8 protein-coding genes are annotated in these 13,182 nt (G+C 54.2%); 7 read left to right on the top strand and 1 reads right to left on the bottom strand.

Going from position 1 to position 13,182, the window contains the following annotated elements:
* Window positions 1-242 precede the first annotated feature (242 nt).
* The 3 genes from ED901_RS00565 (at window position 243) to rluA (ending at window position 6,532) form a co-directional block, all read left to right on the top strand.
* Window positions 243-2,648 carry a DNA polymerase II gene (locus tag ED901_RS00565; RefSeq protein WP_256370243.1) on the top strand — a complete coding sequence of 802 codons (2,406 nt, stop codon included), beginning with the start codon at window positions 243-245 and terminating at the stop codon, window positions 2,646-2,648.
* Between the two features lie 223 nt (window positions 2,649-2,871).
* Window positions 2,872-5,769: an RNA polymerase-associated protein RapA gene (rapA, locus tag ED901_RS00570; RefSeq protein ID WP_122094201.1), complete on the top strand. Its 2,898-nt coding sequence runs from the start codon at window positions 2,872-2,874 to the stop codon at window positions 5,767-5,769.
* Between the two features lie 61 nt (window positions 5,770-5,830).
* Window positions 5,831-6,532, top strand: a complete 702-nt coding sequence (gene rluA, locus ED901_RS00575) for a bifunctional tRNA pseudouridine(32) synthase/23S rRNA pseudouridine(746) synthase RluA (RefSeq protein ID WP_056776867.1) — start codon at window positions 5,831-5,833, stop codon at window positions 6,530-6,532.
* A 62-nt stretch (window positions 6,533-6,594) separates the two neighbouring features.
* On the opposite strand, the gene djlA is transcribed toward rluA, so the two are convergent.
* Window positions 6,595-7,416: a co-chaperone DjlA gene (djlA, locus tag ED901_RS00580; RefSeq protein WP_122094203.1), complete on the bottom strand. Its 822-nt coding sequence runs from the start codon at window positions 7,414-7,416 to the stop codon at window positions 6,595-6,597.
* Between the two features lie 181 nt (window positions 7,417-7,597).
* Between djlA and lptD the strand changes: the two genes are divergently transcribed.
* The 4 genes from lptD (at window position 7,598) to rsmA (ending at window position 13,181) form a co-directional block, all read left to right on the top strand.
* On the top strand, window positions 7,598-9,973 hold the full coding sequence (gene lptD, locus ED901_RS00585) for an LPS assembly protein LptD (RefSeq protein WP_122094205.1): 2,376 nt from the start codon (window positions 7,598-7,600) through the stop codon (window positions 9,971-9,973).
* A gap of 67 nt (window positions 9,974-10,040) precedes the next feature.
* A complete protein-coding gene (surA, locus tag ED901_RS00590; protein ID WP_056776857.1) occupies window positions 10,041-11,336 on the top strand; it encodes a peptidylprolyl isomerase SurA in 1,296 nt (431 codons plus the stop codon).
* Window positions 11,326-12,348 carry a 4-hydroxythreonine-4-phosphate dehydrogenase PdxA gene (gene pdxA / locus ED901_RS00595; protein ID WP_122094592.1) on the top strand — a complete coding sequence of 341 codons (1,023 nt, stop codon included), beginning with the start codon at window positions 11,326-11,328 and terminating at the stop codon, window positions 12,346-12,348. The genes surA and pdxA overlap by 11 nt, the downstream gene beginning before the upstream one ends.
* 5 nt (window positions 12,349-12,353) lie before the next feature.
* Window positions 12,354-13,181, top strand: coding sequence for a 16S rRNA (adenine(1518)-N(6)/adenine(1519)-N(6))-dimethyltransferase RsmA (rsmA, locus tag ED901_RS00600; protein ID WP_056776854.1), 828 nt, complete (start codon window positions 12,354-12,356; stop codon window positions 13,179-13,181).
* Window position 13,182 lies beyond the last annotated feature (1 nt).

A 13,182-nucleotide genomic window follows, 5' to 3' on the forward strand; every position in this document is an offset into this window, starting at 1 on the left:
ATTCCCAGAATTCAGTTTCGCCTGCGCCAATTGCGCAGATAAATGAGACAAGTGTGAGTTTTCTGCCTTCTCATTGTAGTAAATACATTAAGCGGCTGAATTGTCAGTGCATGAACTATCACAGTCAACCGGGTAATTGTATGCGTATTTGGCAGAAACCTGAGCCATAGACAAAGACTGTATAAATAACCATACTCTGTATTGGATCCCGATATCTTCATCTGTACCGTTTCGAGGCGCTTATTACTTCCACCTTTGTTCGTCCCGCTCCTGCTGCCACTGATACCCCGCCGCGTCAGGGATTTGTGCTGACCCGCCACTGGCGCGACACGCCGCGCGGCACCGAGGTGGAACTGTGGCTGGCAACCGACGAAGGCGCACAGAAAATCCGTCTGCCATTGCAGGAATCCGTCGCGTTTATTCCGGCGGAACAGCGCCACGCCGCAGAACGCCTGCTGGCCGATGAAAAAAATGTCAGTTTGCGCGAATTACCGATGCAGGATTTCCATTCCCGCCCGGTTCTCGGCCTGTATTGCCCGCAACACCGTCAGCTGATGCGCATCGAGAAATTGCTGAAAGAAGGCGGCGTTCAGGTTTATGAGGCGGATATCCGCCCGCCGGAGCGCTTTCTGATGGAGCGGTATATCACCGCGCCCGTCTGGTTCAGCGGGAAACCGGGAGCAGGAAATCTTCTGCTCGATACCAAAATGAAGCCTGCCGAAGGCTACCGCCCGCCCATGAAGCTCTGCTCCCTGGATATCGAAACCAGCGGTAACGGCGAGCTTTACTGCATCGGGCTGGAAGGCTGCGGGCAGCGCCACGTGTATATGCTCGGGCCGCCCAATGGCGATCCGCACGCGCAGTTTGATTTCAATCTGGTTTATGTCGACAGCCGTCCGCAGTTGCTGGAAAAACTCAATGAGTGGCTGGAAACCTACGATCCCGACGCCATTATCGGCTGGAGCGTGGTGCAGTTTGATCTGCGGGTTTTACAAAAACACGCTGACCGCTACAAAATCCCGCTAAAATTCGGGCGCGGCGGCGGGGAGCTGGAATGGCGCGAGCACGGCTTTAAGCAGGGGCACTTTTTTGCCGCTGCGGCGGGCCGTCTGATTATTGACGGCATAGAAGCACTGAAATCGGCGTTCTGGAACTTCAATTCATTCAGCCTGGAGTTCGTCTCGCAAAGTTTACTGGGCGAAGGCAAGGCCAGCGACAATCCCTATCAGCGGCTGGCCGAAATCGAGCAGCGTTTTCGTGAAGATAAGCCGATGCTGGCGCGCTACAACCTGAAAGACTGCGAGCTGGTGACGCGTATTTTCGCCAAAACCGAACTGATGCCCTTCCTGCTCGAGCGCGCCTCGGTCACCGGCCTGGCGGTGGATCGCAGCGGGGGATCGGTGGCGGCATTTACTCACCTTTATTTACCGCGTATGCACCGCGCCGGTTATGTCGCACCCAACATGGGCGAACTGGAAGGGGAAATGAGCCCTGGCGGATTTGTGATGGATTCACGGCCCGGCCTGTATGATTCGGTGCTGGTGCTTGATTATAAAAGTCTGTATCCGTCAATTATCCGCACCTTCCTGATCGACCCGGTCGGGCTGGTCGCCGGGCTGCAACAACCGGACGATGAGCATTCGGTTCCCGGTTACCGCAACGCCCGCTTCTCGCGCGAAAAACATTGCCTGCCGGAGATCGTCCGTCAAATCTGGATGGGTCGGGAAGAAGCCAAAAAGCAAAAAAACAAACCGCTGTCTCAGGCGCTGAAAATCATCATGAACGCCTTTTACGGCGTGCTGGGGTCAAGCGGCTGCCGGTTCTTTGATCCGCGTCTGGCCTCGTCGATTACCCTGCGCGGACACGACATCATGCGTCAGACCCGCGAGCTGATTGAAGCCGAAGGCTATCAGGTGATTTACGGCGATACCGATTCCACCTTTGTCTGGCTGAACAAGGCCCATTCGCAGGAAGACGCGAACGTCATTGGCCGCCATCTGGTGGAACAGGTGAATGCCTGGTGGAAAAACCATATCGGGCAGGTGTATGGGCTGGAGAGTGCGCTGGAGCTGGAGTTCGAAACGCACTACCAGCGCTTCCTGATGCCGACCATTCGCGGCTCAGAGACAGGCAGTAAAAAACGTTATGCCGGTCTGGTGAAAGATGCCGATGGCGAGCACATCGTCTATAAAGGGCTGGAAACCGTGCGCACCGACTGGACAAAACTGGCGCAGGAGTTCCAGCAGGAACTGTATCAGCGCGTGTTCCACCGCCAGCCTTATCAGGATTACGTCCGTGATTATGTCGCGCGCACGCTGGCGGGCGAGTTCGATGACAAACTGGTGTATCGCAAACGCCTGCGCCGTAAACTCAGCGATTATGAGAAAAATGTGCCGCCCCACGTGCGCGCCGCAAGGCTTGCCGATGAATATAACGCCCTGCACGGCCGTGCGAAGCAGTACCAGAACGGCGGTTGGATCAGCTACGTCATGACCACGTCCGGGCCGGAACCGCTGGAAAACCGCCAGTCACCTGTCGATTATGACCACTACATTGAGCGCCAGCTTGAACCGGTGGCCGATGGCATTCTGCCTTTCCTTCACGATGATTTTGCTACACTCATTACGGGTCAGATGGGGCTATTTTAAGCAAAAGTTGATGCGCGCCCGGTGATTCGCAGGTGACGAATCGTTTACCTTCCATTACCATAGCGCCCTTTCCCATTTCTGAATCATCCTCACACAGTGAATCACTCCGTCCCTTCGGGCGGGGAAAGAAGACTATTGCCCACGCTTCATCAGAGGCATAGCAAGCATTGCGCAGTTGGCGTCACAGTTGCCATATCTGGAACACACAACACAGAGAGAGATTATGCCGTTTACATTGGGTCAACGCTGGATAAGCGATACGGAAAGCGAATTAGGATTAGGAACCGTGGTAGCAGTGGATGTACGCATGGTGACTTTGCTTTTCCCCGCCACCGGTGAAAACCGTTTGTATGCCCGAAATGATTCCCCGATCACCCGTGTGATGTTCAATCCCGGTGATACCATCAGTTGCCACGAAGGCTGGCAGTTGCAGGTCGAAGAGGTCGTTGAAGACAAAGGTCTGTTGACCTACATCGGCATCCGTCTTGATACAGAAGAAACCGGCGTCGCCATGCGTGAAGTGCTGCTCGACAGCAAGCTGACCTTCAGCAAACCGCAGGATCGCCTGTTCGCCGGCCAGATCGATCGCATGGATCGTTTCGCCCTGCGCTTTCGCGCCCGTAAATATCAGCGCGAGCAGTTCCGCCTGGAGTTTGGCGGCCTGCGCGGTATGCGCGCCAGCCTGATCCCGCACCAGTTGCACATCGCTTATGAAGTCGGTCAGCGTCATGCCCCGCGCGTATTGCTGGCCGATGAAGTGGGTCTGGGTAAAACCATCGAAGCAGGCATGATCATTCATCAGCAACTGCTGTCAGGCCGCGCCGAACGCGTGCTGATTGTGGTGCCGGAAACCCTGCAACACCAGTGGCTGGTGGAAATGCTGCGCCGCTTCAACCTGCGTTTCTCTCTGTTTGATGATGACCGCTACGCCGAATCTGTACATGAGGCGACCAACCCGTTTGAAACTGAACAGCTGGTGATCTGCTCCCTCGATTTCGTGCGCCGCAATAAATCCCGCCTCGAGCAGTTGTCTGATGCGGCGTGGGACATGCTGGTGGTCGATGAAGCGCACCATCTGGTGTGGAGCGAAGACGCGCCAAGCCGCGAATATCAGGTTATCGAACAACTTTCTCAGCAAATCCCCAGCGTTCTGTTGCTGACCGCTACGCCTGAGCAACTTGGTCAGGAAAGCCACTTTGCGCGTCTGCGCCTGCTGGATCCGGATCGTTTCCACGATTACGAAGAATTCATCGAAGAACAACAGCAGTATCAGCCGGTGGCAGATGCCGTCACGCTGTTACTGAATAAAGAGCCGCTGACGCCACAAGCCCTGGCGTTGCTGGGTGAAAGCGTCGGCAACGCCGATACCGATGCCCTGCTGGCCGCCGCCAATAAAGGTGATGAAGCCGCCGCCAAACAGCTGGTTTCCATGCTGATGGACCGCCACGGCACCAGCCGCGTGCTGTTCCGTAACACCCGTCACGGCGTGAAAGGTTTCCCTGAGCGTCATCTGCAGGCGGTGAAACTGCCGCTGCCGACGCAGTATCAGACCGCCATTAAAGTCTCGGGCATTATGGGCGCGAAGAAATCCGCCGAAGCCCGCGCGCATGACATGCTGTACCCGGAGCAGATTTATCAGGAATTCGAAGGCGAGAACGCCACCTGGTGGAACTTTGATCCGCGCGTTGAATGGCTGCTCGGTTATCTGACCGCCAACCGCGACGAAAAAGTGCTGGTGATCTGCGCCAAAGCGGCCACCGCATTACAGCTGGAGCAGGTACTGCGTGAACGTGAAGCGATCCGCGCCGCCGTGTTCCACGAAGGTTTATCTATCATCGAGCGTGACCGCGCTGCCGCGTATTTTGCCTCGCAGGAAGATGGTGCACAGGTTCTGCTGTGTTCTGAAATCGGCTCCGAAGGCCGTAACTTCCAGTTCGCCAGCAAAATGGTGATGTTCGATCTGCCGTTCAACCCGGATCTGCTGGAACAACGTATTGGCCGTCTGGATCGTATCGGCCAGCAAAACAATATCGACATTATGGTGCCTTACCTCGAACAGACCGCGCAGTCGGTGCTGGTTCGCTGGTTCCATGAGGGGCTGGACGCGTTCGAACACACCTGCCCGACCGGACGCACCATTTATGACAGCGCCTATGAACAGCTGATCGCGTTCCTCGCAACGCCGGCTGAACAGGAAGGTCTGGACGACTTTATTCTCGAATGCCGCGCGGAACATGATGCGCTGAAAGAGAAGCTGGAAAATGGCCGCGACCGTCTGCTGGAGATGCACTCCAACGGTGGCGAGCGTGCGCAGCAGCTGGCAAAAGAGATCGGCGAGCAGGATAACGACGTGAATCTGGTTAACTTCGCGCTCAATCTGTTCGATATCGTGGGGATTAATCAGGAAGATCGCAGTGATAACCTGATCGTTCTGACGCCGTCCGATCACATGCTGGTACCGGATTTCCCTGGTCTGCCGGAAGAGGGTTGTACCGTGACCTTCGATCGTGAGCAGGCGCTGTCGCGTGAAGATGCGCAGTTCATTAGCTGGGAACACCCGATCGTGCGCAACGGTCTGGATCTGATACTGTCCGGCGATACCGGCAGCTGTGCGGTGTCTATCCTGAAAAACAAAGCGCTGCCGGTGGGCACCATGCTGGCCGAGCTTATCTACGTTGTCGAGTGTCAGGCGCCTAAGCATCTCCAGCTGACCCGCTTCCTGCCGCCAACGCCGGTGCGCATGCTGATGGACAGCAAAGGCACCAACCTGGCCGCGCAGGTAGAGTTCGAGAGCTTTAACCGTCAGTTAAATGCTATCAATCGTCATAACTCCAGCAAACTGGTGAACGCCGTGCAGCAGGATGTGCATAACATGTTGCAGCAGGCCGAACCGCAGATTGCAGAACAGGCGCGTGCGCTGATTGAAGCAGCTAAGGTAGAAGCCGACGCGCAACTGACGCAGGAACTCGCCCGACTGAAAGCGCTCAAGGAAGTGAACCCGAACATTCGTGATGACGAACTGGAATCGGTAGACTCTAACCGTAAGCAAGTGCTGGCGAACCTGAACGATGCCAGCTGGCGTCTGGATGCGATCCGCCTGGTGGTGGTCAGCCATCAGTAAGCCCGACGGGGTGCAGCCGGTCTGCACCCCTCTTTTAACCCCGACACAGACTGAAACCGCTATGAGCGAACATCAACCGAACATGCCTGTCCCTTCAAACACCCGGCCGCTGGAAAACTATAATCCGCCGACCGACCCCTGGTTGCAGGTGATTTTTCAGGATGAACACATCATGGTGGTCAATAAGCCAAGCGGTCTGCTTTCGGTGCCGGGCAAGTTAGCTGAACATCAGGACAGCCTGATGACCCGTATTCAGCAGGCATTTCCTGAGGCGGAATCCGTACATCGTCTGGATATGTCGACCAGCGGCGTGATTGTAGTGGCACTGACCAAAGACGCCGAGCGCGAGCTCAAACGCCAGTTCCGCGAACGCGAAACCAAGAAAGTGTATATCGCGCGGGTCTGGGGACGGATGGAAGAAGATTACGGCATTATCGATTTACCGCTGATTTGCGATTACCCGAACCGGCCCAAGCAGAAGGTTTGTCATGAGACGGGCAAAAAGGCGCTGACGCAATACGAAGTGATGTCGTGGGATGACGATGGCACGACCCGCGTCCGGCTGCGGCCAATCACCGGACGTTCACATCAGTTACGCGTGCATCTTCTGGCGCTCGGACATCCGATTCTGGGGGATAAGTTTTACGCCCACCCCGCCGCGCTGGCCGCCGTGGATCGCCTGCAACTGCATGCGCAGGAATTGTCGTTTTACCATCCGCTCACCGATGAGCCGCTGGTGTTTAATTGCGAGCCGGATTTTTAATGCGGCGGCTAAAACAAAAAAGGCGCTGAATTCAGCGCCTTTTGCTTTTGCATCAACCAGACTTATTTAAAGCCTTTCTCTCGTTTGATGAGGTCATACGCGGCCTGAATCGACTGCGCTTTCTCTTTCGCCATCTGCATCATTTCCGGCGGTAAGCCTTTTGCCACCAGTTTATCCGGATGGTGCTCACTCATCAGCTTGCGGTAGGCGCGTTTGATGGTGGTCGCATCATCAGTCGCATTGACGCCCAACACTTTGCAGGCGTCGGCCAGGGTCGGGCCCTGCGGTGCCTGCTGATAACCGCCGCCATAAGAACGACCGCCCTGCTGACCGCCGCCAAACTGCTGGCCGCCTTCCATCATGCGCAGGAACTGATCGAACTGCATCCGTGAAATACCAAGCCCTTCGGCAATCACATACAGCACTTCGCGTTCGTTAGGATGCAATGAACCGTCGGCATACGCAGCCTGGATTTGAATTTCCAGAAAAGTCCGTATCAGGTCGAAACGACCAAAACACGCACTGCGTAACTCACGCATTTTCTCACGCAGGGGATAGTTTGCCTCTTTCCCGTCGCGGAAGGCGCGCTGCGCGGCTTCACGCTGCTCACCATGCAACTGCATACGATCCATATAGAGGCTGGCGATCTGAATATCCGCCTCTGTCACCCTGCCTTTTGATTTAGTCAGATTCCCCATCACCTCAAACGTGGTGCGGAAGAAGATGGTTTGACGCGTCTGTTGATCGGCAAAGTAACCCCGGCGTTTTGCAGCGCGCGCCGTGTCAAACATATGTCCAATCAGCAGACCTGATACGATCCCCCAGAATCCCGTCCCTGACATATAGCCAAGGATAAGTCCGAGCAGTTTTCCCCAATACTGCATATACTCCTCAATTCGCCATGCCGTCGCTTAAAAATTGCTTTATCATAACCGGCATTTATCGTTGTGCCTAACGGCGGCAACGTAACAGGTGGGATTTAACACTAGCGCAACCATGATGAGTGAGATAGTCTCTGACCGTTTGCCGGCATGATGCCTCTGATGACGGAACACCATTTTACGTATGAAAAACAGACGTCTGAATACACGCTTACCCACAATGCTGGCCGCCACAATCTGGTCAGCATTGTACAGTCACGGCGCAATGGCCGACCTTGCTGCACAATGTATGCTCGGCGTTCCGACCTATGACAAACCTCTGGTACAGGGTGACCCAAACTCACTGCCTGTCACCATCAATGCCGATAAAGCCACCGGTAACTATCCTGATAACGCGCTGTTTAGCGGAAACGTTAACGTCGTACAGGGCAACAGCACGCTGGATGCCGATCAGGTTCAGCTGAACCAAATCGCCAATCCCAATCAGCCCACACCGACCCGAACCGCCACGGCGACCGGCAACGTGCGTTATAACGATAACCAAATCAAGCTGAACGGGCCGAAAGGTTTCGCCAACCTGACCACCAAAGATACGGATGTTGAGAACGGTGATTACCAGATGGTGGGCCGTCAGGGCCGCGGTGATGCCGACAAGATGAAGCAGCGTGATAACAACCGCTACACCATCATGGACAACGGCACCTTCACGACCTGTCTGCCCGGCGATAACAGCTGGAGCGTAGTGGGTTCTGAGGTGATTCAGGACCGTCAGGAAGAAGTGGCTGAAATCTGGAATGCCCGCTTCCACATCGGCCCGGTGCCGGTGTTCTATAGCCCGTATATGCAGTTGCCTATCGGTGACCGCCGCCGTTCCGGTTTCCTTATCCCGAACGCGAAATACAGCAGCAACAATGGCTTTGGTGTCACGGTTCCTTATTACTGGAACATCGCACCAAACTACGATGCCACTATCACGCCAAATTACATGAGTACCCGTGGTCTGCAATTGCAGAACGAATTCCGTTATCTGACCGTTGCCGGTGCAGGTTTGATGGAGTTTGACTTCCTGGGTAATGACAAGAAAATTGACGACCAGTATGTCGCAGATGAAAACCGCATCAGCGATAAGACGAAGCGCTGGATGTACTATTGGGTGCATTCGGGTGTGTATGATCAGGTGTGGCGCTTCAATGTCGATTACACCAAAGTTAGCGATCCTTACTACTTCACCGATTTCGATTCGAAATACGGTTCAAGTACAGATGGCTATGCTACCCAAAAATTCAGCGTCGGTTATTTCAACGAAAACTGGAATGCCACCCTGGCCAGCAAGCAGTTCCAGGTGTTCTCCGATTACGGAAATACCAATGCCTACCGTGCTCAGCCACAGCTTGATGTCAACTATTACCAAAATGACGTTGGCCCGTTCGATCTGCACATTTACGGTCAGGCAGCCAAATTTACCAGCGTAAACCCGGATAACCCGGAAGCCATTCGTACGCATATTGAGCCAACCATCAGTCTGCCGCTCAGTAACGGTTGGGGAAGCCTGGATAACGAAGTGAAGCTGATGGCGACCCACTATCAGCAGGACATTTCGGATAACTATTACGAGGCCAATCCGAATACCAAGCTGCGCTCGTCGGTAAACCGTGTCATGCCTGAGTTTAAAAGCGACGGCAAAATGGTCTTCGACCGCACGATGGACTGGAACAGTGATTACACGCAAACGCTTGAACCGCGCGTGCAGTATCTGTACATCCCTTACCGTAATCAAAGCTCCATTAACACCTATGACTCTACGCTGCTGCAGTCTGACTATACCGGCCTGTTCCGCGATAAGAGCTACAGTGGCCTTGACCGCATTGCCTCCGCCAACCAGGTCGCAAGTGGTTTAACAACCCGTATTTATGATGATGGTTTGGTTGAGCGCTTTAATGCGTCCGCCGGTCAGATTTACTACTTCCAGCCGCCACGTACGGGCGACCAGAACAGCGCACTGGATAAAAATGATGACACCGGCAGCCTGGTTTGGGCGGGTGACACTTATTATAAAATCAACAACTTCTGGGGTATTCGTGGCGGTGTGCAGTATGACACGCGTCTGGATTCGCTGGCCGTGGGCGATGCCGTTCTCGAGTACAAAGCTGATTCAGAAAGAATGATTCAGTTGAGCTACCGTTACGCCAGCCCGGAATATATTCAGGCTACCTTACCTAGCGTGACAAACCCGGGTTATCAGGATGGGATTTCTCAGGTCGGTGGTATCGCCAGCTGGCCAATCGCCGATCGCTGGGCGATTGTCGGTGCTTACTATTACGACACTAAAGCACAGCAGCCTGCAGATCAGTTGATCGGCCTGCAATACAACACCTGCTGCTGGGCCATCAATGTCGGTTACGAACGCAAGATCACCAACTACGACTCCGTTAAGTCTGAAAGTAAATATGACAATAAGATTGGTTTCAACATTGAACTTAGAGGCCTGGGAAGTAATCAAACTCTCGGAACGAAAGAAATGTTGGCCAGTGGCATACTGCCTTATCAACGCGCTTTCTAAGCCAGACGACACGATTAACTCAGTGAACTTGAAACCCGCGCTTGCGGATTAGACAAATGGAAAAAGTATGAAGAACTGGAGAACACTTCTCCTCGGCGTGACGCTTTGTGCCAGCACTGCGTTTGCAGCCCCTCAGGAAGTTGATAAAGTCGCCGCCGTTGTGAACAACGGCGTCGTGTTACAAAGTGATGTCGATGGCTTAATGCAGTCTGTTAAACAGCAGGCAGCCCAGGCTAAACAGCAGTTGCCCGATGATGCAACGTTGCGCCACCAGATCCTCGACCGTCTGATCATGGATCAGATCCAACTCCAGATGGCGTCGAAGATGGGCATCACACTGACCGATCAGGACGTGGATAAAGCCATCGCCGGTATTGCTCAGCAGAACAACATCACCGTCGATCAACTGCGCAGTCGTCTGGCCTATGACGGTCTGAACTTCAGCACCTATCGCGCCCAGATCCGCAAAGAAATGCTGATCAGTGAAGTCCGTAATGGTGAAGTTCGCCGTCGCGTGACGATCCTGCCTCAGGAAGTGGATCAGCTGTCTAAGCAAGTGGCGGCACAAAATGGCGGCAGTGCTGAATTCAACCTCAGCCATATCCTGTTGCCATTGCCGGAAAACCCGACGCAGGATCAGGTCGATGCTGCTGAAGAGCAGGCGAAGAAAATTGTTGCAGATCTGAATAACGGCGCTGATTTCGGTAAGCTGGCGATCACCTATTCCGCTGACTCACAGGCGCTGAAAGGCGGCAACATGGGTTGGGGCAAATTGCAGGAGTTGCCTTCGCTGTTTGCTCAGGCGCTGAGCACCGCGCAGAAAGGTCAGATCATCGGCCCAATCCGTTCAGGCGTGGGCTTCCATATTCTGAAAGTGAACGACATCCGTGGCGATAACAAAACGGTTTCTGTCACCGAAGTTCATGCCCGTCACATCCTGCTGAAACCTTCCGTCGTCATGACGGATGCACAGGCTAAAGCAAAACTGGAACAGGTTGCTGCAGACATTAAGAGCGGCAAAGCGACCTTTGCTGAGGAAGCAAAACAGATTTCTCAGGATCCGGGTTCTGCGCTTCAGGGCGGGGACTTAGGCTGGGCTTCTCCGGACATGTACGATCCGGCGTTCCGTGAAGCACTGATTAACCTGAAAAAAGGTCAGATGAGCGCACCGGTGCACTCTTCCTTTGGCTGGCATCTGATCGAATTACTCGATACCCGTCAGGTCGATAAAACCGATGCTGCTCAGAAAGAACGTGCTTACCGCATGCTGTTCAACCGTAAGTTTGCGGAAGAAGCTCAGACGTGGATGCAGGAACAACGTGCTGAAGCTTATGTGAAAATTATGGATGGTAATGGTAAATAATACTTCCATGACAAAATCTGTGGTCATCACCCCCGGCGAACCCGCCGGGGTTGGGCCGGATCTGGTACTGGCGCTGGCTCAGCAGGCATGGCCTGTTGAGTTAGTGGTGTGTGCCGATCCGGCCCTGTTGCTTGAACGTGCCGCGACGCTGGGTCTGAACATTCAGTTACGCGATTACGTGCAGGGCCGCCCGGCCCAGCCTCAGGCTCCAGGGACACTCACGGTTCTGCCGGTAAAAACCGCAACGCCGGTGACGGCGGGCAAGCTGGACGTCGCGAACAGTGCTTACGTCGTGGAAACGCTGGCCAGAGCCTGTGACGGTGCGATAAGCGGCGAATTCGCTGCACTGATCACCGGGCCGGTACAGAAGAGCATCATCAACGATGCCGGAATTCCTTTTATCGGGCATACCGAATTCTTCGCTGACCGCAGCCACTGTGAACGTGTAGTGATGATGCTGGCGACCGAAGAATTACGCGTCGCGCTGGCGACAACGCATTTACCGTTACTGGCCGTGCCGGGTGCCATTACCCGACAAAGTCTGCATGAAGTGATCACCATTCTGCATCATGATCTGAAAACCAAATTTGGCATTGCTGAACCCCAGATTTACGTCTGCGGTCTGAATCCGCATGCCGGAGAAGGCGGTCATATGGGCCATGAGGAGATCGATACGATCATTCCTGCACTGGATGACCTGCGTCAGCAGGGGATGAATCTGGTGGGTCCGCTGCCGGCAGATACGCTTTTCCAGCCGAAATATCTGCAACACGCCGATGCTGTTTTATCGATGTATCACGATCAGGGCCTTCCGGTGCTAAAATATCAGGGATTCGGTCGCGCTGTGAATATCACGCTTGGCCTGCCCTTTATCCGGACTTCCGTTGATCACGGTACTGCGCTTGAACTTGCCGCTACCGGCACCGCCGATGCAGGCAGTTTCAGGACAGCAATAAATCTCGCCATTCGTATGGCAATCAATACTTTTGAACCACAACACACTGATAAATAAAAACAATGAATAGTAGAGTCCACCAGGGGCACTTTGCCCGTAAACGTTTCGGCCAAAACTTTTTAACCGATCAATTTGTGATTGATAGCATTGTGTCGGCCATTCATCCGATGCCGGGACAAGCGGTGGTCGAAATCGGGCCCGGCCTGGCAGCGCTGACGGCGCCCGTCGCCTCGCGTCTGGACAGCATGACTGTTATCGAAATTGACCGCGATTTGGCGGCTCGTCTGGAAAGTAATCCTAAGTTTCAGGGCAAATTGCGCGTCATTCAGTCTGATGCGATGAAAATCAATTTCGCCGAGCTTTCCGAAGAGCTCGGCCAGCCGCTGCGCGTATTCGGCAACCTGCCCTATAATATTTCTACGCCACTGATGTTCCACCTGTTCACCTATACCAACGCCATTAAAGACATGCACTTCATGTTGCAAAAGGAAGTGGTCAACCGTCTGGTTGCGGGGCCGAACAGCAAAGCGTATGGTCGTTTAACGGTCATGGCGCAGTATTACTGTAACGTGATCCCGGTTCTGGAAGTTCCACCGGAGTCCTTCACGCCAGCGCCGAAAGTTGATTCCGCCGTGGTGCGTTTGATTCCGCATGACGTGATCCCGTACCCGGTTTCAGATATCCGCATTCTGAGTCGTCTGACAACAGATGCGTTTAACCAGCGCCGTAAAACGATTCGTAACAGCCTCGGCCACTTGTTCACACCAGAACAAATGAGCGCGCTGGGTCTGGATCTGTCAATGCGTGCTGAGAACATTTCAGTCGAACAATTCTGTAAACTGGCTAACTGGTTATCAACCCGACCGAAAACCACAGAACCCCAGGAGTAGC

Origin of the sequence: Rahnella sp. Larv3_ips, from assembly GCF_003697865.1 — a bacterium.
GTDB classification, from domain to species: domain Bacteria; phylum Pseudomonadota; class Gammaproteobacteria; order Enterobacterales; family Enterobacteriaceae; genus Rahnella; species Rahnella rivi.